We start from the raw sequence: 26023 nt of genomic DNA, 5'->3' as shown, positions 1-26023 counted from the left end.
GGCGCTACAGCATGTCCAGCAGGACGGAACCGGCGTTGAGCACGCCGTGAACGGTGAGGATGGGCCACATCAGCCGGTAGCGGCTCCACAGGAAGCCCAGGAAAAGGCCCTGCGCCCCCTGGTTGACGAAGACCGTGGCGAGATCGGTGGGGAGGTGGCCGGTGCCGTGGATGCCGATGTGCCAGGCCGCGAAGAGCAGGCTCGCCAGCACGACGGCGGGCAGGGGGCCGATGACGTGCTCCCAGCGGGTCTGCAGCCACCGCCGGTAGAAGACCTCCTCGAGCAGCGCGTTGACGGCGAAGACCACGATCATGACGATCAGCAGTGTGACGAGGTCGAGGCCAGCCGTCCGGTCGCCCTCGCCGGACGGCTGGGCGAACGGCCCGATCTGGGAGAGGACGATCCAGGCCGCGACCGGCACCGCCGGCCCGTAGCGGTGCCAGGAGCGGTGCCGGACGTCGGGCCGCTCGCGCACGGCCTCCCGTTGGACGGCGTCGCGGCCCGTCAGGCGGAACAGCAGCATCGGCACGGCCAGCAACAGGACGACCTTCAGGATGGTGTACGCCGGCTCGGGGGCATGGCCGCCGCCCGTCACCAGGCGCAGCGCCACCGCGAACACCACGGCCGAGGCCAGCAGAACGCCCGCCTGCAGGTGGAGCGCCCGTCCCGCGGACGGGCCGCTCACGGCCGCGGCCCGGGGCGGCGACGGCATCAGCCAGGTGAGGACCAGCCCGGCGAGGACGGGGATCCAGACGTGCCACATGGGCCGGGTACCGGCGTGGTCGGACGTGTAGCGGATCTCGCCGCCGCTGGTCAGCGCCAGCCACAGCGCCGACCCGGCGATCAGGGCCAGGCCGGTGACCAGCACGACCAGGCCCGCCGTCCCGCGGCAGGGCGCCCATCGCGATGTCTTATTCAGCACATTTGTACTTTATAAGAAACCGTACGAGCGTGCGACAATAAAGGGGTGCCGAAGATCGTCGATCATGCGCGGCGACGCGACGAGCTCGTCCGCGCCGTCTGGGAGGTCATCAGCCGCGAGGGCATCGAGGGGGCCACGGTCCGCAAGGTGGCCGAGACGGCGGGCGTGTCGGTCGGCGGGCTGCGTCACTACTTCGACAATCAGCGCGGCCTGCTCGCCTTCGCCGCGCACGCGATCGGCAGAAGCGTCGCCTCACGCGTCGCCGGACATCTGCGCGCCGACCTGCCGGGCCCGGAGCGTGCCCGGCTGATGCTCGAAGAACTCCTGCCACTGGACGAGAACCGCCGCGTCGAGGTGGACGTGTGGCTGGCGTGCCTGGTGCGCTCGCGCGTCGACGAGTCGCTGGCGGAGCTGCGCGACACCGGATGGGCGGGCGAACGCCACATCTGCCGCCTCGCGGTCGCCTCCTGCCACGACCTGCCGCTGCCCGGCCTCGGCCAGGAGCTCGCCGACGCCGCCTCGGAACGGCAGGCGATGCGGCTCCACGTGTTCATGGACGGCCTGACCCTGCAGACGGTGACCTACCCGCACGCCTTCACCCCGCCGGGCATCCGCGCGATCGTCCGCGACGAGCTGTCCCTGGTGACCGGGGTACGGCGGCCCTCCGGGGAGCAGGTCCCCCACGACCCCGTCCTCCCCCGCCCGGGGGCCCGCTGAGAACCGGGGCGCGGCGGCCTCACCGCGCGTGGCGCCACCAGTGGCGCCCGACGACGAGTTCCTCGAGCTCACCGAGCCTGTCCGTGGCCGGTCGCGCACGCGCGTCGGAGCGTTCGGGCGCGACGCGGAGGTCGGAGACGAGGTGGGCCGCCTCACGCGCCTCGCACGCCACGCGAAGGGTTTCCGGACAGGTCCCCGTCGCACGCGCGATGACGTCGAGAACGGTCTCCAGGTGCGGGCCGCTGAACCGGGCCAGGAAGAACCAGTCGTCGGCGGGTTCGCCGAAGCGGGCCCATTCGAAGTCCAGCAGGGCCGTCACGCTCCGGTCGAGCGCCAGCCAGTTGCCCCAGTGGCAGTCCGCGTGAACCGGGACCACCGCCCGCGCGCGCAGCGGCGCGCGCTCCGCGATCGCCGTCAGCCCGTCGAGCAGCCGGGAGGAGACGGCCCCGTGCCGGTCGAGGGCGGCGAGCTCCTCGACCTCGGCGAGGAGCGCGTCCCTGCCGGTGAACCCGCCGTGGTCGAGGGCCTCTCTCAGCGTCCGGTCGGCGTGGCCCGCGGGCGTCCAGTCGTGCAGTGCCTCAAGCCGCCCGACCGCCTCCCGTGCCAGCGAGCGCGCGGTCACAGCGTCCACCCCCGGCATGCCGATGCCGGGGGCCGCCCCCGGCATCCGGGCGTAGCAGGCGTAGCGGACGTCGCGTGCCCCCAGGCGGTGGAGCCCGCTGCCGAGCAGCGGCGCCGTCAGGCCGGCGGGCAGGTGGGGGGCGAGCGCGACCTCCCGCTCCAGCCGGGAGTGACCGGCGCCGTCGATGAGCTTCACGACGACGTCCGAGCCGATGTGGACGTGGTGGGAGCCGCTCTCGGCGGCGGTCATGGGGCCCGGATCGCGGCCCAGGGTCGCCGGCACGATCGCCCGAGCGGCATCGCGGGCCTGTCGCGGTGCGGTCATCGACGGATCCTTTCGAGTCGAGCCGTTCTCGCGGGTCGGAACGGGTACGGGCCCGGCCGTCAGCGGGCGTTCCCCGTCACCGTGACCAGTACGGCCCGTTCACGCTCGGGGTCCAGGCCCAACGGAGGCCGGCCGTCCGGTGGCTCCGGCTCCCCCTCGGCGCACAGCCAGGCCCAGGTGTCGATCACGGCATCCCACCGGTCGTCACCGAGCGCCTTCGCCAGTGCGCCGGGCCGGGTCCGATCGGCGAGACGCGCCTCGACCCCGGCGGGTGGCCGGCCACTGAGCCCGCGGTTCACGATCGTCACCGTGTCACCGCGACGAGCCGCCGCCTCGATGATCGAGCGTCCCATGTGAGGCGTACCGCCAAGGACGAGAAGATCCATCACCGCATGCTAGCCAGCCACCGCCGCCTCGTGGCCGTCCCGCGGCGCGGCATCCCCCCGGGGGGCCCGCCGGAAAATCCGGTGGCCGCCCCCTCCGGGCGCGATTAACGTGATCGGGTGCCCGGTTACGACGACCTTGTCGAACAGGCCCTGCGCACCTCGCCGCGCGGCTGGGACTTCAGCCGGTTACGCGGCCGGACGAGCGGCGGCGACCCGTCCTGGCGATACACCGAGCGCGCCTCGGCGCTTCTCCCGGCGGCATCGCGGCTGCTCGACCTGGACACCGGCGGCGGCGAAACGCTGGCCTCCCTCGCCCCCCTCGCCCCGCTGCCTCCCCGCGCCGTCGCGACGGAAGGGTGGTGGCCGAACATCCCCGTCGCCGCAGAGCGGCTCCGGCCGCTCGGCGTCACCGTGCTCGGCGCTACGGCGGACGCCGTCCCCGTACGCGAGGCCACCTTCGATCTCGTGCTCAACAGGCACGGCGCGTTGAACGCCGCCGAGGCCGCCCGGGTTCTCACCCCCGGCGGCCGGCTTCTCACCCAGCAGGTCGGCTCCCGCAACGACCTGGAGCTGAACGTCGCCCTCGGCGCGCCCGTCCCCGATCCGCGGGCGTGGACGTCGGCCGTGGCGGCGGACCGCCTCCGCCGCCACGGTTTTCGCGTCCTGGACGCCCGTGAGGAGATGATCGACCATGCCTTCCACGACATAGGTGCCGTGGTCCTCCACCTGCGAGCCGTCCCCTGGCAGGTTCACGGCTTCGACCTCGAACGCCACGAGGGGCCGCTACGGAGCCTGCACGAGCGCATCCGCTCGGAGGGGGCGTTCACCACGCGTCACCACCGCTTCCTCGTCGAGGCCGTACTGCCCGGCCCCTGAGGGCCTTCGAACACGGCCGGTGGGCCGGCGTGCCGAGGGCATGCCCCGACAAGGGGTGAGATGTTTCCGCGATCGTGGAACCGGATCCGGCGAATCCCGCGCTAGATCGGGATGTGCGCCTGTTCCCGACACGCCGCCGTTCTCCGGCGGCACCTCACGCGACCCGGTCCTCACCGATGACGCCGCCCCCGCCCCCGCCTCCGCCGACGCCGGCCCTCACGGTGACGGGCAGAGCGGTGCGGCTGGCCGCGGCGGGAGCCGTGCTCGCCCTGCTGGGGTACGGCACGGTCGCCGGCACCGACGACCTCTTCCCGTTCGGGCCGATGGTGCAGTACGCCTTCTCCGTCCCGCCCGACGGGGAGATCAGGTCACTGTTCATGGAGGCCGACACCGCCGCGGGCACCAGGGTGGAGATCCCCATCGAGCCCTACCACGTCGGGATCCGCCGCGCCGAGCTGGAGGGGCAGCTGGGCCGCTACATCGGTGATCCGTCGCTGCTGCAGGAGCTGGCCGAGGCGCATGCCCGGCTGCGCCCGGCCGAGCCCCGTATCACCGGGCTCCACGTGATCACCAGGGTGATCACACTCAGGGACCGGCGTCCGGCACGGACCCACGACGTCGAGAGGGTCTCATGGCCGGTGCGCTGAGTCGCTGGTGGTTCGAGCCGGTACCGCCCCGGCGGATCGACGTCCTGAGAGTGATCGTCTATGCGTTCCTGCCGCTGGACATGGTGCTGTTCACCGGCGGTGTGTGGGGCCACGCCGAGGCCGCCACGTCCGTCTACCGGCCGGTCCTGCTCGCACGCCTGCTGCACCTGCCCGCGGCCGACCCGGCCCTGGTCCGCACGCTGTTCGCGGTCGTCGTCGCGGCCGGGCTGGTCGCGGCGACCGGCAGGCTGCCCCGCGCGGCCGGATACGTCGCGGCTCTCGGCTACGCGCAGTGGGTCCTGCTCGCCATGTCGTACGGCAAGGTCGACCACGATCACCTCGCGCTGGTCGTGGCGCTGTTCGTGCTGCCCGGCGCGGGCCGCGCCTCCGCCGAGGCCGCCGGGTGGGCGACACGGTGCGTTCAGGTCGCGGTCGTGGCCACCTACTTCCTGTCGGCGTACGCCAAGATCCGTCACGGTGGCTGGGAGTGGCCCAACGGCGCCACCTTCCAGTGGGCGGTGACACGCCGCGGCACCTTCCTCGGTCACTTCCTGGCGGGCGTTCCCGGCGTGCTCCTCGTCGGCCAGTGGTTCGTCCTGCTCGCCGAGGCGGCCTCACCGGTCCTGTTGTTCCTGCGTGGCCGCCCGCTCCGGGCGGGGGTGACGTTCTTTCTCCTCTTCCACCTGACGACGTGGGCGGCGATCACGATCCATTTCCTGCCGCACGTGATCTGCCTGGCCGCCTTCCTGCCCCTGGAACGTGCGCGGCTGCGCCGCGGGACCGGTCCCGCGGCGGCCGGTCCCGCGGCGGCCGCGGCCGGTGTCAGCCGGGACCGGCGCGCAGTTCCGCGGTGACCGCGCGCTCCCGCAGGAGCGCGGCCTCGGCGCGCAGCGCCTCCATCTGCTCACGCAGGTCCGACAGGCGCATCTGCTCCATGGCCAGCCGCATCCGTGCCTCGTCGCGTTCGGCGAGCGCCTCGGCCGCCGTGGCCGCCGCGCGCTCCTGGGCCCGGGCGACCTGCTCGGCGGCCCGCTCCTCGGCCTTGGCCAGCCCTCGCGCGGCGCGTTCGTCCACCTCCGAGGCGTGCCTTTCCAGCCGCTCGGCCCGCGTACGCGCCTGCGCGGCCTCGGCCAGGGCGCCCGCGCGGGCCTCGGCCTCGGCGTCGGCGCGTGCCAGCGCCCGGTCGCGTTCGGCCTCGGCCGCCTCGGCCCGCGCCACCGCGCCGGCGACCGCCTGCTCGGCCCGCCCCACCGCCTTGACGGCGGTGGCGGCCTCCTTCAGCGCCCGGTCGCGCTCGGCCAGTGCCCGCTCGGCCTGCCGGCGTTCGGCCTGTTCCCGCTCCCGGGCCTGACCGGCCTCGCTCTCGGCCGCCTCCACCCGCTCGGCCATCTCCCGTAGCGCCGCGTCCCGGGCCGCCTCGGCCCGCTGCGCCCTGCGGGTGGCCTCCTGCTCGGCCTGCCTGGCCCGGCGTTCGGTGCTGGCGGCCTCGTGCAGCGCGGCCAGCGCCTGCTGCCTGGCGGTCTCGGCGTCGGCCAGCGCGGTGTCGCGCTCGGCGTCGGCCTCCCGGACCCGCTGCGCCATCGCGTCACGCTCACGCCGGGCGTGCTCGGAGGCCTCCCGTGCCAGCCGGACCTGCTCGAAGGCCTGCTCGCGCTCGGTGCGCGCGATCGCCACCCGGGTGTGCGCCTCGGCCTGCACGGCGCTCACCTTGGCCTCCACCCCGGCAGGGCTCAACTCCTGGGAGAGCACCTGGGCCAGCGGCTCTATCGCCGCGATCATGCCCTTCTCCATGCGGTCGTAGAACTCCTCGGCCCTGGCGAGCGCCCCCTCCAGGCCCGGGGTCGCCCGGCGCATCTCGCGTTCGCGCTTGGCCACCGCCTGGCAGTCGCCCTGGGCGCAGTAGGCGCGCGGCCTGCCGCGGCCCTTGCGCTGCTCGATCGGCGTCCCGCAGTGCTTGCAGGGCGTCATCGCCGTCATCCCTGTCATCGCTGTCATCGTCTCCGGCTCTCCCACGCTCCCCAGCCTAGCAGGATCGATTTTCTGGAAATTAAAAATCAATAAAGACGATCCGTTGCGGTCACAGCGCATAACGATAACTACCGGGAATGTAAATTCCCGCAAGTTACTCCGCCGACCCGGCTTTGGCCCGTCGCGAACTCGGTGTGCAAATCTGCACCGAGCTGTCATCAGGCAGGTCAGGAGCACTTTTCGGTTGCTGGTGATCAGCTGCAGGGATCCTCTCTGAGGCCGCCTCACGCCGCCGGAGGCGTCGGCAGGCTACAGACCGCGGCGTTGCGCAGGATGTGTAGTCGCGCTGATGAGCGTCGACGTAGCGAAGCAGGGCCCAGATGACTTGTCTTGAAGTGCGACGGGCTCGCCGCTACGCCGGGCGCAGAGGTTTCTTCGCTGCCCGCAGGTCGGCCGACTGGCACAGAACAGGTCCCGGGACCACTGACGTCACTGACGTTTCCGGCGTGGTGCGACGAGGAGAAGGCTGGTCCGAGCTGGGGGTTCGTCACCTGTTGTCAATGGAAATCGTCATTGGTGTGCGACAGCCCGGTCGTGCCCGACGACAACCAGTTGATCGTCTACGGTGAGGCCCCCCTTCACGTCTTCCCGCCCCTGGACCACAACGGGCGGTCGCGGTCCGGCGTGCCGCCGTCCGAGGCCGGCAGCGCCGAGGTAGATCAACGCGAAGGCGAGGACGGCGAGCGGGATGGCGCCGCCGAGTAGTCCGAGGCCCAGACCGGTCGGGTCCGGGATACGGGTCGCGATCTGGCCGGTGGCGCTGATGCCGGGTGCTCCGGTGGCGTTGGCGAGCACGATGGCGAAACTGCCGTCGGTGACCCGCCAGTCCAGGACGACGTCGCCGGTTTTGGAGGTGGCGGCGAGCCAGAAGCTCTGGACTTGCGGAGCGGTGACGCCCCGGATCGGACCCGGCGTCCGGTCGAAGCCGACATCACCGAAGGCGTAGCCGCCGGCCAGACGGTCGTGTGCGGTGCCAGCCAGCCATCGGTCGACGTCGGCCTGCGGGGCGATCCCGATGAACAGCGGCGCGCCTGCGGGGTTGGACGCGGTGATGCGTACCCGGCCGTAGTCGACGAGTACCTGCGACCAGATGTCATCGGTCTGGATCTGCAGACTCTCGGCCGTGACCGCGCCCGTCGGGCTGTCGATCCTCAACCCCTGGCTGGTGACGTAGCCTGCGGCGTCGCGGTCGGCGGCCAGGGCCAGCACGCCGGCGCTGCCGATCCCGATCGCCGCCGGCAGCAGGAACACTCCGGCCGTGAGGGCGATCACCCGGCCGGTGACGCCGGCCCCGGCGGCGGGTGTGGGAGCGGGCTGCCGCGCCGCGGGATGGGTGTGGGCCGAGCCGGACGAGCCGGCCTGGTCGAGGGGCGGCTCGGTATCGCCTTGGTCGAGGCGCAACGGCGGGTACTGCGCGCTCAGCAGGGCGACGTAGGCGACCACCCGCAGCGACCAGCGGGCGACTCCGACGAGCAGGTCATGAAGGCCCCGCGGGGCGCGGCCACGGGCAGCGAGGCTGAGAGCGACGATCAGGACGACGATGCCGACGAGGCTGAACGACGCCACGTTCGCGTCGGCGTCATCGCCGAACAGTTGCCACCCGCCGGTTGCGGTCAGGACGCTCAGAATCAGGATGTGGGGGATGGCGAACAGCCAGGCCACAAGCGGTTGCCGGCGCGGCGGGCGGGGCGGGCCGTCGATCAGCAGCCCGGCGGGGTAGTCGGGAACCTCGGCAAGGGTGAAGGGCGGGTAGCGGTCGGTGCCCAGGACCTGATAGCCGTAGAAGCCCACCCGCCAGGACCAGCGCAGCACCCCGACGTTGAATGCGAAGATCGCCGGCGGATAACGGCCGGTCACCAGCACCGCCACGTACGCGATCAGGGTGAGAGCGGCGAACGCCACCCACAACACGAGCAGGACGAGGTAGTGCGGGATCAGCAGCAGCCACTTCAAACAGCGCGGGGTCGGGCTTGCCCGCCAGGCCGAGCCTGGCGGCGTCGTTGCCGTCGACCAGGACGTCGAACAGGTCGGCGGCGCCCGCCGTGCTCACCACTTTGTGGCAGTTGCGGCTGGCCGAGACCACCGCGGTACGGCAGCCGCGCCGCCGCAGCTCGCGCACCAGCCTCAGGGTGGAGGGGAAGGCGGCCACGCCGTACCGGTCGACCTGCTCGACGAAGAGCAGGTCCTTGGCAAGGCTGAGCCCGTGTACCGTGGGCGTTGCCGGCGCGTCCTGCGAGCCGCCCTCGAGCAGGGTGAGATGGCGGGAGGCGAGAAAGGTCCGCACCCCGTCGTGTCGTGACCTGCCGTCGACGTGGCGCAGGTAGTCGTCGTGGATGTCGAACGGTTCCGACCGGCCGCGCAGGTAGGGGTCGAACACGCGTTTCCAGGCCGCCGCGTGTACGCGCGCGGTATCGGTGACGACGCCGTCGGTGTCGAACACGACAGCGCTGATGAGGGTCAGGTCGATGGCGGGCACGCCCTCAGTGTTCGCCCCCGCGGGGTGGGGGCGATACGGCCGATGGGCCTGCGTGCTCGGAACCTACGACCCTGGAGTCGGGTGCGGATCAGGCGTGGGATGGGGGAAACAAGGAGGAACCATGAGTCATGTCATCGTGGTGGGCGCCGACGGTTCGGCCGGCGGGAACGCGGCCGTCGCGTGGGCGGCCGACGACGCGGCCCGGATGAAGGCGCCGCTGCGCATCGTGTGCGCGGTGGACCGTCAGCCGTACCAGATCGCCAGGTATCCCGGCCCCGAGCTGAGCGACGCGTTGGACCGCGGTGCGCAGAAGGTCCTGGCCGAGGCGGAGACGACCGCGCGCGAGCGCCACCCTGATCTCGACATCACCACCGAGGCGGTCCAGGAAGCTCCCGCCGCGGCGCTCCGCGCCCAGGCCGAGGGCGCCGGTGAGGTCGTTGTCGGCAGCCGGGGTTTGGGCGGCTTCGCGCGAGCCGTTCTGGGTTCGGTGAGCGATCGGGTGGCCGGATACACGCACGGCCCGGTGGTGGTCGTCCGCTCCAGTCCGCAGACCGCCCACCATGAGATCGTCGTCGGCATCGACGACTCCACGGCCTGCGAGGCCGCCGTCGGGTACGCCTTCGAGCAGGCCGATCTGCGCGCCTGCACGCTGCGCGCCATCTACGCCTGGCAACCGCCGGTGCACACCTACGTCTCAGAGACCGACTACGACATGGAGGAGGTCCGGGCGCTTCAACGACGCATCGCGGCGGACAGGCTCCAGCCGTGGCGGGAGAAGTATCCCCAGGTACAGGTGGTCGAGGACCTCTGCTGCGCCCATCCGGTCGATGCGCTCACCGACGCCTCCGACCGGGCCGACCTGGTCGTCGTGGGCTCCCACGGGCGAGGCGCCATCGGCTCGGCCGTCCTCGGCTCGGTCAGCCGCGGAGTCCTGCATCACGCCCGTAGCACGGTCGCGGTCGTCCGGCCCCAGGAAACGATGTGAAGCGTCCACGACGACCGGACCGCCAACCCCCACGGTGAACAGCGCATACGACGGCGAGTGCGGCGATGATTCCTGTCACGGCCGGATTGTAATGTGAGCCGGAGTTGGGAAACAGGAACCAGCCGACGTTGGACGAGGTGTGGCAGAGAATCGCGGCGAACACACTTTTGCCCGTGTTGTCATACAGCCAGACGATAATGATGCGTAAGGCGATCGTGTAAACACACTGCCACACTATCCACGCAGGGGCATGACCTGCCTGCGCGTACGGGATGATGTGCCAGACCCCCCAGACAACCCCCAGCGCGAGACCGGTACCCGGCACACTCCAGCGCTCCCGCAGCGGATCGGCCGCGTAGCCCATCCAGCCCAGCTCCTCGCATACGGCTCCCGCGAGGAAGAAGACGAACACAACGGGTATCGCCGCCAGTGAGATCTCCAGCTCGGGCAGCGGCTGCCCCAGAAGCCGCATCACCCCGTACGACACCAGCATGACGCCAGGCATCAACAGGACGGCCGGCGCGTACCAGACCTTAGGGGTGATGCTCGTACAGTCGAAGGCCCTGCGCAGGAGTCGCTTCACTCCGCCGGAGTTGTTCTCCTTGCTGATCAGAACCACCGCTGCCAGCAATGGGGCAGAGGCCATGAGGGAACTGATGGGTAAACGGCCCGGAAGCTCGACGGAGAAGCGGTCGGTCACGGCACCGATCAGCCAGAAGCCGATGGACATCCCGAATGTCAACGCGATGAAGGTCAGCGGTGATCTGGCGGCGGGCCCACGCACGATGCTGTGGCTCCTTCCTTCGTCCTCGTCGAAAGGGCCCACCCCGGGGAGGACGGGCCGTCGGTCAGATCCACCCGCGCCTGCGGAAGACGTGGAAGAGCAGGGCCGAGGTCACGGCGATGACGACAACGGAGGTCCAGACGCCGATGGGCCGCCCGGAACCGGGGAAGGGCAGGTTCTGCCCGTAGAAGCCGGTGATCATGGTGGGGACGGCGATGACGGCCGCCCAGCTCGTGACCTTCTTCATGATGTCGTTGAGGTGGTAGCCCTGCATGTTCAGCTGGGCTTCACGGATGTCACTCACCAGCTCGCGCAGCGATTCGGTCCACTCGGTGACGCGCATGACGTGGTCGTAGACGTCCCGGAAGTAGGGGGCCATCGCCGCTTCGGCGACGAACAGGTCGTGACGGAGCAGGCTGTTGACCACTTCTCGAAGCGGCAGCACGATCCGGCGGAAACGCACCAGGTCTCTTCGCAGGTCGAAGGTGCGGCGTTGCAGGTCGCGGCCCGCCGGTAAGCCGGCGAAGAGCTGGTCCTCCAGCGCCTCGACCCGGTCGTCGAGATTCTGGACTATCTGAAAGTGGCCGTCCACGACAACGTCGAGCAGCCCGTGCAGGAGGAAGACGACTCCGTGCTTGGCCAGGTCGGGTTTGGAGTCCCACCGTCTGACCACCTCGTCGATGTCGAACAGGTCGTTCTCGCGGATGGTGACGAGGGCGTTGCGGGTGACGAAGACGTTCACCTCGGTGGTGCCGAGTTGTCCGGTCGTCGTGTCGAACCAGGCTCCGTAGACGGTCAGGAACAGGTGGCTGTCGTAGATGTCCAGCTTGGAGCGCTGGTGATCCTGCAGGACGTCTTCCACGGCCAACTCGTGCAGGTCGAGTTCTCCGTCGATGGCGGCGATGGTGGCGGCATCGGGTGCGCACAGGTCGAACCAGATCACATAGGACGGGTCGCCGACGTGAGATGAGACCTCCTCCACGGACAGACCTTCAGCCTCCAGGACGCCGTCGCGGTAGAGCCGCGTGCGCGGCCCGACCGTCCCTGGTGACTTTTTCCAAGCGGCATCGTTCAGCGTCAGATCCATGGCGTCTTCCCTTCCGCTATCGGAAGGGTCGTCCTTCGGCTGCGTCGCGGGGCAGGGCCGAACGTCACAGGTGCTCTCGCCGAAGGTCCGCTTTCGCCCTTGGTGGCCGATGAGGACACCCGGTTGCCGCGTGAGCGGATCGAGCGGTGCCGCACGCACCGGGCGGGCTTCACTGTAGGGCGCCCGCTGGGTGACGTTCTGAAAGGAACCAATCGACAGAGTGCGACACTGGCCGATATGACCCCCGATGAGACGCATCCACTGATCCCGAACATGCGACTCGACGAACTGCTCGCCGAGCTGCGTATCCGGCTCGAAGCGATCCTGGCCACCCGTGATCGGATGCACTCACTTCTGGAGGCTGTTGTCCTGGTGGGCAGCGACCTGGACCTGGAGACGGTCCTGCATCGGATCGTGGAGACCGCCACCACGCTGGTCGACGCGGGCTACGGTGCGCTGGGCCTGGTGGGACAGGAGAGCGAACTCATCCAGTTCATCCCGGTCGGGCTGAGCCAGGAGGAGATCGTCGCCATGGAGCACTGGCCGCATGGCCTGGGTCTGCTGGGGTTGCTGATCAAGAGCCCGCAGCCGCTGCGGCTGGCGCGCATCGCCGACCATCCGGAGTCGTACGGCTTCCCGCCCGGCCACCCGCCCATGGGCTCCTTCCTCGGGGTGCCCCTGCGGGTGCGGGACAAGGTGTTCGGCAACCTCTACCTGACGGAGAAACGGGGCGGGGCGGAGTTCGACGAGGATGACGAGGCCGTCGTCATCGCCCTGGCCACAGCCGCCGGCGTGGTGATAGAGAACGCCCGTTTGTTCGAGAAGAGCAGGCGCAGGGAGACCTGGCTGAAAGCCTCCTGGGAGATCACCACCAGCCTGTTGTCGGGACAGGGCGTCCAGCAGGTCCTCACCCAGGTGGCCCGCAGGGCGCGCGAGATGGCCGACGCCGACATCACCGCCATCCTGCTGCCGACCCAGGATGACGACGTCCTGCGCGTGATGATCGCTGACGGGCGGGGCGCCGAGCGGCTCGCCGGGGCCGAATCGGCGATGATCGGGTCCCTGGCCGGAAGCGCCCACTCCAGCGGCGAGCCTCTCATGGTCACCGACCTGGCGGCCGGCGACTTCCACCGGATGATGGCCGAGCATCTGGCGGTGGGCCCGGAGGCGGCCGTTCCGCTGGGTTCGGCGGGGTCGGTGCGCGGCGTGCTGTCGCTGGCCAGACGTTCGGGCCGGGCCCCGTTCAGCCGGGCGGAGTTGCGCATGCTGCACGCGTTCGCCGGGCAGGCCGCCATCGCCCTGGAGCTGGCCGAGACCCGCAAGCACGCTGAACGGCTGAGCCTGCTCGAAGATCGGGACCGCATCGCCAAGGACCTGCACGACGTGGTCGTCCAGCGGCTGTTCGCCGTGGCGATGACGTTGACGAGCATGGTGCGCACGACGGAGCAGCCCGAGGCGTCGCCCCCGTTGCGGCACGCGATCGACGAGTTGGACGAGACCATCAGGCAGATCCGCTCGACCATCTTCGGGCTGCAGACCGCTCCCGAGGACGGCGATCCCGGCCTGCGGGCACGGATCGTCGCCCTGGTGGAGGGCGCGCGCGGACATCTGGGCTTCATGCCGGGCCTGCGGATGGAGGGCGCGCTGGACACCCTGGTTCCGCAGCCGGTCGCCGAGCACCTTCTGGCGGTCCTGCAAGAGGCGTTGTCCAACCTCCTGCGCCACGCCAAAGCCGCCAGGGCCGAGGTGGAGGTGGTCGACGGCCAGGTCACGCTCGTCGTGAGCGACAACGGAGTCGGGCTGCCCGCCGATGGCCGTCGCAGCGGCCTGCGTAACCTCCAGGAGCGGGCCGCGCAGCTGGGCGGCTCCTTCGAGGTACACTCACCGTCCGAGGGCGGGACCAGAGTGCGCTGGAGTGCGCCACTGAGTGAGGACGCGAGGTCGTAGGGCCGTTGGGCTCAGCTCACCGGTGATGAGGTGCGGCGTCCGGAGATCTCCTCGGTTCCTATGACGACGAAGTGATCGCGGCCGTTGCCCGCCCACGGGATCAGGGGCAGTTCGGCCAGACGGATGATCTCCTCCTGATCCTGCACGGCCCGTGCCCGCCCGACCACGGTCACCGACCAGCCCGCGCGCATCCGGGGGTCGAAGTCGTCGACCTCGAAGGCCACCACGGCATCGCGGGTGGCCGCGGCGAGTTTGGATCCGGCCGTTGTCTGGATGACGACGTTCCCTCCGTCCAGGCAGAAGCCGACCGGCTGCACCGCGGGCAGAGCTCGATCGGTGAAGACGATCCGCCCGATCGGCGTCGAGACCAGCAGGCGAAGGCACTCCTGACGGGTGAGTACTTCCAGCCCCGCCGAATCGAATCTCATACCGCCAGCCTCGCTCGACCACGCGCCATCCGCTCAGGGCCGAAAGTCACGTTCGGTCCCGCCGTTCAGCCCCTCATCCGCGCAGACGGCGTTCCTCGGCGCGGGGTCGCCTCCATCGTTTACCGCCTTCTGCCGTTCGGGTGGGGACCTTGGTCCCTACCTGGCCCCAGGGGCGACGAGGAGGGTGGAGGGCATGGACAGACTCGCGCAGATCGACGCCATCGACGCCTACTGGCGGGCCGCGAACTACCTATCGGTCGGGCAGATCTACCTGATGGACAACCCCCTGCTGGCCGAGCCGCTGCGCGCCGAGAACATCAAGCCACGGCTCCTGGGACACTGGGGCACCACACCCGGGCTGAACTTCTGCTTCGCCCACCTCAACCGGGTCATCGTCGAGCGCGACCAGGACATGCTCTACGTCATCGGCCCCGGTCACGGCGGCCCCGCGGCGGTGGCGCACGCCTGGCTGGAGGGCTCCTACTCCGAGACCTACCCGGGCGTGCCGCAGGACACCGCGGGGATGCGCACGCTGTTTCGCCAGTTCTCCTTCCCCGGCGGGATCCCGAGTCACGTGGCGCCGCAGGTTCCCGGCTCGATGCACGAGGGCGGCGAGCTGGGCTACTCCCTGGCGCACGCCTACGGCGCCGCCTTCGACAACCCCGGCCTGGTCGTGGCCTGTGTGGTCGGCGACGGCGAGGCCGAGACGGGGCCGCTGGCGGCGAGCTGGCACTCCGGTAAGTTCCTCGACCGGAGCCGTGACGGTGTGGTGCTGCCGATCCTGCACCTCAACGGCTACAAGATCGCCAACCCGGCCGTGCTGGCACGGATCCCCGAACAAGACCTGCTCAAACTCATGGAGGGGTACGGCTACCGTCCCCACCTCGTCTCCGGTGACGACCCCGCGACCATGCACGCGCTCATGGCCGACACCCTGGATGCCGTCTTCGAGGAGATCACCGCCTACAGGGCCGGCCTGGGCAAACCGCCGATGATCATTCTGCGTACGCCCAAGGGCTGGACCGGGCCGCGTGAGGTGGACGGCGTCCCGGTTGAGGGCACCTGGCGCGCCCATCAGGTGCCGCTGGCCGGAGTCCGGGAGAACCCGGCCCATCTGGCGATGCTGGAGGAGTGGATGCGCTCCTACAGGCCCGGGGAACTGTTCGACGCCGACGGGCGACCGGTCACGGAGATCCGCGAGACCGTCCCGCTCGGCGAGCGGCGGATGAGCGCCAGCCCGCACGCCAACGGCGGGGAGCTGCTGCGCCCGCTGGCACTGCCCGACTTCCGCGCACACGCCGTCGAGCTCGGGGAACCGGCCGTACGGTCCACCGAACCCACCCGGGTGCTGGGGCGGTTCCTGCGCGACGTCATCGCCGCCAACCCGCACACCTTCCGCCTGATGGGCCCCGACGAGACCGCCTCCAACCGCCTCGACGCCGTCTTCGAAGTCACCGACCGTGCCTGGAACGCCGAGGTCCTGCCGACAGACGAGCATCTGGCTCCGGGCGGGCGCGTCATGGAGGTGCTCAGTGAGCACCTGTGCCAGGGCTGGCTGGAGGGCTACCTGCTGACCGGCAGGCACGGCCTGTTCACCAGCTACGAGGCGTTCATCCACATCGTCGACTCCATGTTCAACCAGCACGCCAAGTGGCTGGAGGCCTCCCGCAAGATTCCCTGGCGCTCCCCGGTCGCCTCCCTCACCTACCTGCTGTCCTCCCACGTGTGGCGCCAGGACAACAACGGCTTCAGCCACCAGGATCCCGGCTTCCTGGACGTGGTGATGAACAAGAAGGCCGAGGTGGTGCGCGTCTACCTGCCGCCGGACGCCAACACCCTGCTCTCGGTCACCGACCACTGCCTACGCTCACGCGACTACGTCAACGTCGTCGTCGCCGGCAAGCAGCCGGTCCTGGACCTGTTCACCATGGAGCAGGCCATCACCCACTGCACCCGCGGGCTGGGCATCCTCGACTGGGCGGGCAACGACGCGGACGCCGAGCCCGACGTGGTACTCGCCTGCGCGGGGGACGTGCCCACCCTGGAGGTGCTGGCCGCCGCCGCCCTCCTGCGCGAGCACCTGCCCGAACTGAAGGTCAGAGTCGTCAACGTGGTCGACCTGATGCGGCTGCAACCCCCCACCGAGCACCCGCACGGGATGACCGACGCCGACTACGACGCCCTGTTCACCACCGACAAGCCGGTGATCTTCAACTTCCACGGCTACCCCTCGCTGATCCACCGCCTCACCTACCGCCGAACCGGCCACGCCCACCTGCACGTGCGCGGCTACAAGGAGGAGGGCACCACCACCACACCCTTCGACATGGCCATGCTCAACGACATCGACCGCTACCACCTGGTCATCGACGTCATCGACCGCGTCCCCGGCCTGCGGGCCAAGCAGGCGCAACTGCGGTTGCGGATGGCCGACGCCCGGCTGCGCGCCCGCGCGTACACCCGTGAGCACGGCGAGGACGACCCGCGGATCCGCGACTGGACCTGGCAGCGGTGACATCCGGGACCTAGGTCCCTGCGCCAGGTGTCCTTCGCCCGGAGATCTCGGGGACCTTGGATGGTCTGCTGGAGGGTATGACCACCGCTGTTGACGTCCCCCCCGGGCTCACCGGCCAGCAGGCCGCAAACCTGCTGGCCGAGCACGGCGCGAACGAACTTCCCCAACCCCGGCCACCGACCCTGCTCGGCCGCGCGGCCCGACAGCTGGCCGACCCGTTCTCCATCCTGCTGGCGATCGCCGGACTGGTCACCCTGCTGGTCCTGCGGGAGATCCCCGAAGGGGCGGCGATCCTGGCCATCCTGCTGGTCAACGTGGTCATCGGCGTCAGCCAGGAGGCCAGAGCCGACCAGGCCGTCCGCGCCCTGCGCACGCTCACCGCCCCGATGGCCAAAGTCCGACGCGACGGGACCACCCACCGCATCCTGGCCAGCGAGGTCGTCCCCGGCGACCTCATCGAGGTCGCCGCGGGAGACCGAGTGCCCGCCGACGCCCGCGTGATCCAGGCCGGCTCGCTCGGCGTGGACGAGGCGACCCTCACCGGCGAATCCCGTTCTGCCGACAAGAACGCCGGCGGCGCCGGCGGCCCGGACGCCGCACTCGGTGACCGTGACGGTGAACTGTTCTCCGGCACCCTCGTCGTCCGCGGCTCCGGCCTGGCACTGGTGGAGCGGACCGGCGCCCACACCGAGATGGGCCGCATCGCCTCCGCGCTCGAAGGCAGAGCCCCCGGCCCGCTGGAGGTGGAGCTGGCCCAGGTCTCCCGCAAGATAGGAATCGTCGCGCTCGTCGCCGGAGCGGTCATGATCGCCCTTGGCCTCACCCGCGTGATGCGCGGCGAGGCCGCCCTGCTCGACATCATCCTGGCCGGGGTCGCGCTGGCCATCGCCGCCGTGCCCGAGAGCCTGGCCGCCGCCGTGACCACCGCCCGCGCCCTGGGCTCCCAGCGGATGGCCGGCCTCGGCCTCATCGTCCGCCGCCTGTCGGCGATCGAGGCCCTCGGCGCCACCACCGTGATCGCCACCGACAAGACCGGCACCCTCACCACCGGTAAACTCACCGTCGTCGATCACGTGGCCGCGCCCGAAGCCGACCTGTGGCGAGCCGTGCTGCGCTGCAACGACGCCCGCGACGGGCTCGGCGACGGCGTCGACGTGGCCCTCGCGGCCGCGGCCGCCCATCACGGCGTGCAGCTGCCGCCCGGCGAGGGGCGCCTGGACAGCCGCCCCTTCGACGCCGAGACCAGATCCATGGCCGTCATCACCGACGGCCCTCTGCTGACCGTCAAAGGCGCACCCGAAGAGGTGCTCGCCCGCTGCCTGCCCGGCGAGCACACCCAGCGGCTGACGCAAGCCATATCGGAGCTCACCGCCAAAGGCCTGCGCGTCCTCGCGGTCGCCGAGAAGGACACCGACGACCTGGACGCCGACGACCTGCGGCCGGTCGGGCTCCTGGGGTTGCGCGACGAGATCCGCCCCTCGGCGGGTCAGGCCGTCGCCGACTGCCGGAGCGCGGGCATCCGGGTGGTCATGGTCACCGGCGACCACGCCGACACCGCCCGCGCCGTCGCCGAACAGGTCGGCATCCACCCCGACCCCACCGTCACCGGCGCATCCCTGAGCGACCCCGACCGAGCCGTACGCCTGCGCGAGGCGGGCGTGATCGCCCGCGTGGATCCGGCCACCAAACTCGACCTGGTCCACGCCCTGCGCGAGCACGGCGAGGTCGTCACCATGACCGGCGACGGCGTCAACGACGCCCCCGCCTTGCGCCACGCCGACGTCGGCGTGGCCATGGCCGGGGACGAGGGCACCGACGTGGCCCGCGAAGCCGCCGCCGTGGTCGTCACCAACGGCGAACTCGGCACCATCGTCACCGGCATCCGCGAAGGACGCCGCCTGCGCCGCAACGTGCACTCCATGATCGGCTACCTGCTCGCGGGAAACCTGGCGGAGATCTTCCTGGTCATCGTCGGCCTGCTCGTCTGGCCCGATCTGATCATCCCGCTGCTTCCCGTCCACCTGCTCTGGATCAACCTGGTCCTGGACGGCATCCCCGCCATCGCCCTGGGCATCGACAGGGCTGCGGGCGACCCCCTGGCCGGCAGGCCCAGCCGCGAGGGACTGCTGGCCAGACCGGTCCTGGTGCGCATCGCAACCAGAGCACTGGTCGTCGGCGCGCTGGTCTTCGCCGCCGTCGAGGTCGCCAGACGACTTGGCTGGAGCGAGGAGCAGGTGCGCACGCAGGCCGTACTCGCGCTGGTCCTCGCCCGCCTGACACTGGCCTACGTCGCCCGCGCCCAGCGCTGGACCTTCGAGAAGGGCTGGTGGCGCGGCCGCGCGATCCTCGTCGCCGTCGCCGTCGCCGCCGCACTCCAGGCGCTCGTCACCCTGGTACCCGCCCTCGGCGCGCTGCTGGTGCTGGTCCCGCTACCGCCGATCGGCTGGGCCATGGCCCTGGCCGCCGGCCTGCTCACCCCCATCCTGTGCGACCTGCTCAGACTCCCCTCTCAACGACCGGGCTCCCACCTCGGGAAGCACTAGCGACGGCAGGCGCCGTCGACCGAGCCGGCCGCCGAACCCACTACCCGCCTCGATCTCGAACCTCGCGTCTTGTTCGCCCCCTGACGCCCGCGTGCCTTCACACCGGCTTGATCGGACGCCGTCTCGGGAACCGGACAGATCGGGGGGAAGCTCATGGTCAGTTTGGTCGACCCCACGGCCTTGGCGCCGTGGCCACAGGCTTGTTCCATGAGGGCGGCGGTCTGCTCCGGTGAGTCGACGTGGTTGGTGTGCCTGACCGGCTGCGCGGCTTCGTTACCGGCCTCCGCAGCGCCGCTGAGGAGCGGCCGTCTGTGACCAGGGCAGACAAACCAGAAACGATCGTTACCGGAAATCGGATCGTGAGAAACGAGGCGGGGCCGGGTGGGTCAGGGGGCGTTGAGGCCCAGGGTGTAGGTGCCGGAGCCGGCCGTGGCGCCCACCTTGTAGCGGTAACGGCCCGCCGTGCCGAGGTAGCTGATCTTCTCGTCCGGGCCGGGGCCATCGGCGGTGGCCACGGTCTTCCACGTCACCCCGCCGATCAGCTTTTGCAGGAACAGGTCGAGGTCGGCGCCCAGAGGGCCGTCCAAGCAGCCGACGTGAAGCCCTGCGGCCTTCGTCGTGTAGGAGAGCCCGTTCGGCTGGTAGGCGAACTGCCCGGTGTTCAGGTCGCCGTCGTAGGTGCTGGAGTAGCCGGTGCAGGTGCCGGTGCTGGCCGGTGGGGGGTGCCCGCGCTCGTCCGCAGCTCCAGGCCATAGGCGGACAAGACCTCCAGCTCGACCTCGGGCCAGTCTCGGGCCTGGAAGTCCAGCGGGCCAGCTGATCCATGCAGGGAGCCAAGGCCGCGTGAGCGCCGTTGTCGTCCCTGTAGAGATCCAGAACTACTTGAACGCGCCTGTCAGCTGAGCCGTCTACCGCGCAGACCCCGGCAGCGCGCTCATCGCCGCCGGGGTCGGCACCCCTTTCATTCCCCCTTCTTGCACCCCTTCGGCGGAGAAGCCGGCGGGCTGGTCCAGCCCGACTCGGGGCCGCGGGCTTGGTAGCTCACGACTTCACCCTTGGTCGCCCCCAGAGCGGTGCGGGCCGCGTAGGAAACGCGCGAGAGTGTCTCCCCCGTCTCCGGGTCGAGGATCTGCCTGTGGTGGACCGGCAGCTCCTTGCGCGGCTTGTTGGAGTACACCAGGGAGCCCTCCTCCCCGCCGAAGTCCACGGATATGCCCCTTCTGCCCAGCGGATCCGTCACTGTGCCCACGACCTTGGTGGTCGGCAGACCGGCCAGGACGCGGATGATCGCGGCGCGCTGGGCGGGGCTGAGCGGCATGCCCAGGAGGTTCACGGCGGTAGGCAGGAACTTCTCGAAAGGCTGGGTGAAGCCGCGGCCGTTCCAGATCTCGTGGTAGGCGCGAAGCTGCTTCATAAGCTCGGCCGGATCGGTGGGGATCGCCGCCAGATCCGCCATGGTGAACTCGTCGACCGTTGTGTCGGGATAGGTTCCCGCAGGATCCAACCTCAAGGTGTACCTGCAGTCCTTCGGCTCATCGGCGATCGGAATCGAACCGCACGGCCCACTGTTCTCGCAGTGGCCCTTGACCCGGGCGGGAGATCCCGCCGCCCGCCAGGCGCGCTCGTCCTCGGCCGTGGCCGGGCGGGCGCTGTCCTGTCGCCACACCTGCGTGAGCACCAGATCCGCGGGGTCGCGGGGCTGCCAGGTCTCGCGGCGGCCGACCACCACGAACCTGTAGCCGCCGCTGGACAGGTGGTTGCCGTCGATCCTCACATCGCGCCAGTAGGCGCCGCTCTCTGCGGGGAGCTTGTCGATCCTGTCGGCCAGGTCGAACAGTTCCTGGTTGGTCCTCGGCGGACCGAGCACGGCAGGGGCCGATGCCAGGTTCGTCACCAGCGTAAAGACCAAGGCCACGATCGCTGCCGTGGACAGCGGCGCCCACAGGACCCACAGGCGGGACCGGGTCCGCGAGGCCGGTGCCGCCAGCAGGGTCCGTCTCGGGCGCGATGGCCTGCGTGAGGGTTCTTGTGGTGCCTCGGCGGTGGCCATGAACAGCATGTCGTCAGCGGAGATGCGTGATCCGCGGTCCAGCGAAGCCGGGCGGGCCATAGCAAGCAGGTCCATCGCGTCGGGCTTGCGGCTCATCGCAGTTTCCTTCCTGGAACGGTCACGGGCTTTCGGGATGCGGTGGTACCGGTGGCGTCGATCGCCGACTGCAGTCGACGGCGCGCTCGATGCAAGCGGACGAAGAAGACGGCCTTGGTACAGCCGAGTACCTCGGCCGCTTCCGTGGTGGACAGGCCGTGCCAGGTGGTCAGAGTCAGGATCTCTTTGTCGGCTTCGGACAAGCCGGCCAGGGCGCGGAGTACGGTGACGCGCCCGGTGGCGTGTTCGCCCACGTCGGTGACGGCCTCTTCCATCCACGTTCTCAGTTCGGCTTCCAGGGATTCGCGCCGTGCGGCCTTCCGGAAGTTGTCGCGCAGAATGTTGCGAGCGACGCGGAGGAGCCATGGCAACTGCGCGTGGTCGGGGATGCTGTCCAGACGCCGCCAGGCCACCAGGAAGGTCTCGCTGACCACTTCCTCCGCGAGTTGATGTCCGGCGCGACTTGCCGCATAGCCGTACACCCGCGCTTGGTAGGTGTTGTAGAGCGCGGTGAAGCGCTCATGGGGGTTTGGCAAGCCGGTTCCTTCGGTTGGGGGCAAACGTTCATAGAGCAAGTGGTCCGAAGGAAGGCTTTCTTACATCCCGATTCCGCATCTTCCCAACAGTTCGACCTCGGGCCCCTACTAGGATCCGACCCCGAGCGGGGCCGGCTGGCCGCCCCCCGTCCCGCTTACGGCCTCTCCTGGGTCTTCCTCGGCTGGCGGGGCACGGTGTCGCCCTTCAGGTGCCCGTACACCGTCGAGCGCGGCACCCCGAACAAGTCCGCGATCTGCTGGACGGTCTTTTCCCGCGTGTCGTACAGCTCCTGGGCGAGGGCGGCCTGGAGCAGGACGGCGCGATCACGATCCACGCCGATCCTCCCCTCGGGCCGGTACGGCGTCGCTACGCTGGCCGCGTCAACGGCAGCTCACCGCGCAGAGCGCAGGCGATGACGGACCCCCAGGAACCCACCTGACAACCGATCTGTGCGCTGAAGATGCTGACCCGGCTCATCCAGCAGAGCGGGACCTACGCCCGCGAGCAACGCGCCCTGCTGGAGAACAGCCGCTCCGCGCCCCACCTTCTCGATGCCAGCTCAGGGCGCCGTACCGGTTTCGTCATGGCGGGCGCGACCGCGGGTTCGTGCAACGAAATCCCGGGGCCCTGCTCTTGCCCCCGGTCCGACAGTGTGGCCGACGCTTGCCGACTGTCCAGTCCGGCGCGCACCGGCCGGACGGGCCGCGGGGAGCGAGAGCGGGGAAGCGAGAAGGGAAGGCGGATCAGTTCTCATCGAGCAGGCCCGACAACCCCGAGAGCATCTGCAGGAGGATGTCGACGTTGCCGATCGCGGTCACCAGGCGCTCGCGGGCCGCTTTGATTTCGGCGACGTGCGCGGCGACCGTCTCGACGTCGGGCACCTGCCCGGTGCCGGCCACGCCCAGCAGTTGCTGCATTACGCCGAGAGCCAGGCCACCCGCTGCCACCCTGGAGTGTTCGCTCAACGTTCACGTGCACGCGCCCGACGAGAGGCGCCGCACGGGTAGTGATGGCCCATGAATGAGGACAGCGAACACGATCACCTCACGCCGTGGGGCCAGGCAGCACCGATGCCGACCATGGGGGCCGGAGCCGTCTTGTTGGCCCTGGTGCTGACCGGCGTCTGCTTCACCAGCCGATTCGCGTATCTGACAGAGGCCGAGCATCTAGGCCATGCACTAGCGTTGATCTTGGCTGTGGTCGTGGCGGCGAGCACCTGGATGATCCCGAAGATGGTGGTGGGCGGCCAGGTCCAGCCCCACAGGGCTCACACACTGATGAACGCAGCCTTCTCGGCGTGGGCTCTGGCTGTGACGCTGGCCACCGTGGTGACGGTAGCGGTCGCCTCGCGACTGTAACCGCCGCGTCTAGCCACTGACCGTTCCGTTGTCGCTCAAGGGCCGACTCCTACGCGTGGGCGCGAGCGAGGCGGCGGCCGGGAGGCCGAGTGGCGCAGCTGGTGCAAGCACCCACATGGTGTCATGCGGGTCAAGCGCGGTAGAGACAAGCCGCGAGGTGAGACAGCCGCCGGTCGGGGATCGAAGGGTGATGGTAGTGGCTACGGCGTCGTGTAGCCCAGGGTGTAGGGGCCGGAGCCCTTGAAGGAGAGCAGCAGGTAGCGGTAGACGCCGGGCGGGCCCACATAGCCGAGTTCCTCGAACGGGCTGGGAGTCTGGGAGACCGCGACGGTGCTCCAGGTGGAACCGTTCAGTCTTTGCAGGTGCAGGTCGAAGTCGCCGGTGGTGTTGGCCTCCAGGCAGCCGTAATGGCTGCCGGTGACGCTCGTGCGGTAGGACAGGCCGCCGGGCTGGTAGACGGTCTGGCCGTTGCTCAGCGAACCGGTGATGGAGTTGGGGTAGCCGTTGCAGGAACCGGTGCTCGCCTGGGTCTTCGTGTAGGTCACCAGGGTCAGGTCGTGGGCGGTGAGGATGTCGTTGATCGGCTGGACGTAGGTGACGCCGCCGGTCTCGCAACTGCCGGAGCCGCCCGAGACGATGCCCTGGGCCTGGCCGATCGAGAGCATGGCGGCGCCCGCGTTGCCGGGGTGGGCGCAGGCACTGGTTCGTATCAGGCGCTCGACGACCCCTTCGGGGTAGGTGACGTCGGCCTCGCGCTGGGTGATGATGCCACAGTGCCAGTCGCGGCCGGCGATGGAGGATCCGGCCAGGCAGACCACGCTGCCCTCGATGGATTCCCTGGAGCCGTAGACGTACATGATGCCGCCGCTGTCGTTGCCCACCAGCGGCCGGGGGATCCAGCTGTCGTTGAGGGCCACCCAGGAGTGGTCGCCGCCGGGGAAGGTCGAGGCCTGCACGCTGCCTTGGGCGAGCCGGTTGAAGCCGACGGTGGCGGTGCCCGGTGCGCCGCAGTGCCCGGCGCTGACGAAGCCCTTCTGGACTCCCTTGGTCACGGCGAAACCGACCGAGCAGCGGGTCGCGGCGCCGGCGTAGTAGGCCTGGCCGCCCAGCAGATCGGTGGGCGGCACGCCGGGCGGGTAGGTCTGCGGATCGGTGGGCGTGCTGGCCTGCAGGAGCCGGGGCCGCTCGGCCGAAAGGGCCACTCGCACCGCGGCGGGGGCGACTCCGGCGGCCTTGATCGAGCTCGTGGTCGCCTTGGGGGTGCTCGAGGAGATGACGACCTTGTTGGTCTTGGCGTCGATGTAGCGCACGCTGCTCACTGCTGAAAGGGCGGGCTGGGCGGCGAGCTTCTCCTTGACCGCCCGCAGCCTCGCCAGGGATCGAGCGACGACGAGGGGCCGAGCGCCCGCGGCGGTGATCTGGGCGGTGTCGGCGCGGCTGGTGGTGGCCACCACCAGCGTCTGCCCGACGGGTCCTTGCAGCCAGGAGCCGGCGAAGCGATCACCGAGCCTTTCCCGCAGCCGTACCGCGATCGGGGACAGGCGGGATTCGTTGAGCAGGTGGCTTTGCGCCTGCTCCTCGGTGAGCCCCAGATCCCGGTGGATGGCCGCCAGCATGCCCAGCGGAGGTTTCCCCGCCGACAGGGCCGACGGATCTCGCTCGGGGCCCTTCATCCCCAAGGCGGCAGAGACCGCCTGAGCCGGGGGGGCGGTGAGGGCCGGGGCCGTCACCGCGGTGAGGACGGTGACCGCCAGGCAACCTCCCAGAGCGCCGGCACGGGTGCGGAACATGATGATCTCCTCATCCTCGGCTGCGTTGAACGTGAGGGGAGATCGCCGTGCGACACCGAATCGATTCGATCCACCAGCGAATGCCACCTTAACCCGCTTATCGCAGCTCAACGCCCCGAAAGGTCCACGACACACCGATACCTTCAAAACCGCCCTGTCGGAAACCGCCTGGAAGCGAGCCGGCATCCTCTACAGCGACAGAGGCCCGCACCACGTCTACGTTCACGACGATGTCCTGTACAGCCTGCGCTACCGCAAGGGTGTTGTCGATCTTTTCCTTGATGCCCTCAAGGAACCCCAGCGACCTGGTGACCACGTCGGCCTGGGCACCTGCGGCGAGGATCAGCGGGATGTCGGCGGCGCTGGTGGTGGCCACCACCAGCGTGTGCGCGCTGTTCCCGCGCAGCCACGCGCCGCCGAACCGGGGACCGAGGAGCTTGCCCAGCTGTTCCGCGATCGGGGTGAGGCGGGCCTCGTTCAGTAGCCGGGCCTGCGCCTGGGCCGCGCTCAGGCCCAGATCGCGCTCAAGGGCCTCCAGCATGCCCGGCGGCGGCGCGACCCGCACGGCCGGTGCCGTCCGGGCGCTCGGCCTCCCGGCGACGCCCGCCTACCCGGTACTACATTCGTAGGTCCGCCGGGAGCGGATCGCCACGTCGTCGGTAGTGGCTGATCAGGGCACGGGTCTGGTGGAGCCGCCGAAAGTGTGACCAGGCCAGGACATGCTCGATGGCGTTGACCGCGGGGATGAGCAACCGGGCCAGGAGGCGGCGGATCTCGGCGAGAGACAGTCGCACGAGCCTCAGCCCGGCGATACCTCCAGGAGCAGGCGGTCTTTTCCCGTATCACCGGCCTCGTCGGCGTCGGCGGGCAGGGCGGCACGCATGGCGGCCAGGAACGCCAGCGCG

At 70.3% G+C, this 26023-nt stretch carries 25 protein-coding genes and 1 pseudogene; 9 read left to right on the top strand and 17 right to left on the bottom strand.

Going from position 1 to position 26023, the window contains the following annotated elements:
• Window positions 1–4: 4 nt before the first annotated feature.
• Window positions 5–922 carry a type II CAAX endopeptidase family protein gene (locus AB0G16_RS33455; protein WP_362814160.1) on the bottom strand — a complete coding sequence of 306 codons (918 nt, stop codon included), beginning with the start codon at window positions 920–922 and terminating at the stop codon, window positions 5–7.
• A gap of 45 nt (window positions 923–967) precedes the next feature.
• On the opposite strand from AB0G16_RS33455, the gene AB0G16_RS33450 reads away from it, so the two are divergent.
• Window positions 968–1639 carry a TetR/AcrR family transcriptional regulator gene (locus AB0G16_RS33450; RefSeq protein WP_362814158.1) on the top strand — a complete coding sequence of 224 codons (672 nt, stop codon included), beginning with the start codon at window positions 968–970 and terminating at the stop codon, window positions 1637–1639.
• Between the two features lie 19 nt (window positions 1640–1658).
• Here AB0G16_RS33450 and AB0G16_RS33445 read toward each other — a convergent pair whose 3' ends face one another.
• Window positions 1659–2585 (bottom strand): hypothetical protein, encoded by a 927-nt coding sequence (locus AB0G16_RS33445; RefSeq protein ID WP_362814156.1) that lies wholly within the window; start codon window positions 2583–2585, stop codon window positions 1659–1661.
• 59 nt (window positions 2586–2644) lie between these two features.
• The gene (locus AB0G16_RS33440; RefSeq protein WP_362814154.1) at window positions 2645–2971 is read right to left on the bottom strand and encodes a hypothetical protein; all 327 of its coding nucleotides are present in this window, start codon (window positions 2969–2971) and stop codon (window positions 2645–2647) included.
• A 117-nt stretch (window positions 2972–3088) separates the two neighbouring features.
• On the opposite strand from AB0G16_RS33440, the gene AB0G16_RS33435 reads away from it, so the two are divergent.
• The 3 genes from AB0G16_RS33435 (at window position 3089) to AB0G16_RS33425 (ending at window position 5348) form a co-directional block, all read left to right on the top strand.
• Window positions 3089–3847, top strand: coding sequence for a methyltransferase domain-containing protein (locus tag AB0G16_RS33435; protein ID WP_362814152.1), 759 nt, complete (start codon window positions 3089–3091; stop codon window positions 3845–3847).
• A 221-nt stretch (window positions 3848–4068) separates the two neighbouring features.
• Window positions 4069–4494 (top strand): hypothetical protein, encoded by a 426-nt coding sequence (locus AB0G16_RS33430; protein ID WP_362814150.1) that lies wholly within the window; start codon window positions 4069–4071, stop codon window positions 4492–4494.
• Complete coding sequence (locus tag AB0G16_RS33425; protein ID WP_362814148.1) at window positions 4479–5348, top strand: hypothetical protein; 870 nt, start codon at window positions 4479–4481, stop codon at window positions 5346–5348. The genes AB0G16_RS33430 and AB0G16_RS33425 overlap by 16 nt, the downstream gene beginning before the upstream one ends.
• Here the strand turns inward: AB0G16_RS33425 and AB0G16_RS33420 are convergent.
• The 3 genes and pseudogenes from AB0G16_RS33420 to AB0G16_RS33410 form a co-directional block, all read right to left on the bottom strand.
• The gene (locus tag AB0G16_RS33420) at window positions 5317–6480 is read right to left on the bottom strand and encodes a hypothetical protein (RefSeq protein WP_362814146.1); all 1164 of its coding nucleotides are present in this window, start codon (window positions 6478–6480) and stop codon (window positions 5317–5319) included. The genes AB0G16_RS33425 and AB0G16_RS33420 overlap by 32 nt on opposite strands.
• Before the next feature lie 552 nt (window positions 6481–7032).
• Window positions 7033–8475: a DUF4389 domain-containing protein gene (locus AB0G16_RS33415; RefSeq protein ID WP_362814144.1), complete on the bottom strand. Its 1443-nt coding sequence runs from the start codon at window positions 8473–8475 to the stop codon at window positions 7033–7035.
• A gap of 46 nt (window positions 8476–8521) precedes the next feature.
• Window positions 8522–8962, bottom strand: a pseudogene (locus tag AB0G16_RS33410) (HAD family hydrolase); the annotation flags it as partial.
• Window positions 8963–9119: 157 nt separating this feature from the next.
• Between AB0G16_RS33410 and AB0G16_RS33405 the strand changes: the two are divergent.
• Window positions 9120–9983, top strand: a complete 864-nt coding sequence (locus AB0G16_RS33405; protein ID WP_362814142.1) for a universal stress protein — start codon at window positions 9120–9122, stop codon at window positions 9981–9983.
• Here AB0G16_RS33405 and AB0G16_RS33400 read toward each other — a convergent pair.
• Both AB0G16_RS33400 and AB0G16_RS33395 read right to left on the bottom strand, forming a co-directional pair.
• A complete protein-coding gene (locus AB0G16_RS33400; protein WP_362814140.1) occupies window positions 9916–10767 on the bottom strand; it encodes a CPBP family intramembrane glutamic endopeptidase in 852 nt (283 codons plus the stop codon). The genes AB0G16_RS33405 and AB0G16_RS33400 overlap by 68 nt on opposite strands.
• A 64-nt stretch (window positions 10768–10831) precedes the next feature.
• Complete coding sequence (locus AB0G16_RS33395; RefSeq protein ID WP_362814138.1) at window positions 10832–11854, bottom strand: magnesium transporter CorA family protein; 1023 nt, start codon at window positions 11852–11854, stop codon at window positions 10832–10834.
• A gap of 237 nt (window positions 11855–12091) precedes the next feature.
• On the opposite strand from AB0G16_RS33395, the gene AB0G16_RS33390 reads away from it, so the two are divergent.
• On the top strand, window positions 12092–13801 hold the full coding sequence (locus AB0G16_RS33390) for a GAF domain-containing protein (RefSeq protein WP_362814136.1): 1710 nt from the start codon (window positions 12092–12094) through the stop codon (window positions 13799–13801).
• Between the two features lie 11 nt (window positions 13802–13812).
• Here AB0G16_RS33390 and AB0G16_RS33385 read toward each other — a convergent pair whose 3' ends face one another.
• Window positions 13813–14229 carry a pyridoxamine 5'-phosphate oxidase family protein gene (locus tag AB0G16_RS33385; RefSeq protein ID WP_362814134.1) on the bottom strand — a complete coding sequence of 139 codons (417 nt, stop codon included), beginning with the start codon at window positions 14227–14229 and terminating at the stop codon, window positions 13813–13815.
• Window positions 14230–14422: 193 nt separating this feature from the next.
• On the opposite strand from AB0G16_RS33385, the gene AB0G16_RS33380 reads away from it, so the two are divergent.
• Complete coding sequence (locus AB0G16_RS33380) at window positions 14423–16744, top strand: phosphoketolase family protein (protein ID WP_362814132.1); 2322 nt, start codon at window positions 14423–14425, stop codon at window positions 16742–16744.
• Window positions 16745–16821: 77 nt separating this feature from the next.
• A complete protein-coding gene (locus AB0G16_RS33375; protein WP_362814130.1) occupies window positions 16822–19287 on the top strand; it encodes a cation-transporting P-type ATPase in 2466 nt (821 codons plus the stop codon).
• A gap of 386 nt (window positions 19288–19673) precedes the next feature.
• On the opposite strand, the gene AB0G16_RS33370 is transcribed toward AB0G16_RS33375, so the two are convergent.
• From AB0G16_RS33370 to AB0G16_RS33350, 5 genes are all read right to left on the bottom strand, one after another.
• Entirely contained in the window at window positions 19674–19874 is a 201-nt protein-coding gene (locus AB0G16_RS33370; protein WP_362814128.1) for a hypothetical protein, read from the bottom strand.
• 374 nt (window positions 19875–20248) lie between these two features.
• The gene (locus tag AB0G16_RS33365; protein ID WP_362814126.1) at window positions 20249–21433 is read right to left on the bottom strand and encodes a CU044_5270 family protein; all 1185 of its coding nucleotides are present in this window, start codon (window positions 21431–21433) and stop codon (window positions 20249–20251) included.
• On the bottom strand, window positions 21430–21969 hold the full coding sequence (locus tag AB0G16_RS33360) for an RNA polymerase sigma factor (RefSeq protein ID WP_362814124.1): 540 nt from the start codon (window positions 21967–21969) through the stop codon (window positions 21430–21432). Before AB0G16_RS33360 ends, AB0G16_RS33365 begins: the two co-directional genes overlap by 4 nt.
• A 155-nt stretch (window positions 21970–22124) precedes the next feature.
• A complete protein-coding gene (locus AB0G16_RS33355) occupies window positions 22125–22304 on the bottom strand; it encodes a helix-turn-helix domain-containing protein (protein WP_362814122.1) in 180 nt (59 codons plus the stop codon).
• Window positions 22305–22713: 409 nt separating this feature from the next.
• On the bottom strand, window positions 22714–22917 hold the full coding sequence (locus tag AB0G16_RS33350; RefSeq protein ID WP_362814120.1) for a DUF6245 family protein: 204 nt from the start codon (window positions 22915–22917) through the stop codon (window positions 22714–22716).
• Between the two features lie 69 nt (window positions 22918–22986).
• On the opposite strand from AB0G16_RS33350, the gene AB0G16_RS33345 reads away from it, so the two are divergent.
• Entirely contained in the window at window positions 22987–23328 is a 342-nt protein-coding gene (locus AB0G16_RS33345; RefSeq protein WP_362814118.1) for a hypothetical protein, read from the top strand.
• Between the two features lie 200 nt (window positions 23329–23528).
• On the opposite strand, the gene AB0G16_RS33340 is transcribed toward AB0G16_RS33345, so the two are convergent.
• From AB0G16_RS33340 to AB0G16_RS33330, 3 genes are all read right to left on the bottom strand, one after another.
• A complete protein-coding gene (locus tag AB0G16_RS33340; RefSeq protein ID WP_362814116.1) occupies window positions 23529–25118 on the bottom strand; it encodes a S1 family peptidase in 1590 nt (529 codons plus the stop codon).
• Between the two features lie 97 nt (window positions 25119–25215).
• Window positions 25216–25683 (bottom strand): hypothetical protein, encoded by a 468-nt coding sequence (locus AB0G16_RS33335; protein ID WP_362814114.1) that lies wholly within the window; start codon window positions 25681–25683, stop codon window positions 25216–25218.
• Window positions 25684–25735: 52 nt separating this feature from the next.
• The gene (locus AB0G16_RS33330) at window positions 25736–25912 is read right to left on the bottom strand and encodes a hypothetical protein (protein ID WP_362814112.1); all 177 of its coding nucleotides are present in this window, start codon (window positions 25910–25912) and stop codon (window positions 25736–25738) included.
• Window positions 25913–26023 lie beyond the last annotated feature (111 nt).

The organism is Streptosporangium sp. NPDC023615, from assembly GCF_040640155.1.
In the GTDB taxonomy this organism is placed as follows: domain Bacteria; phylum Actinomycetota; class Actinomycetes; order Streptosporangiales; family Streptosporangiaceae; genus Streptosporangium.
This window is presented reverse-complemented; position numbering and strand designations above follow the sequence as displayed.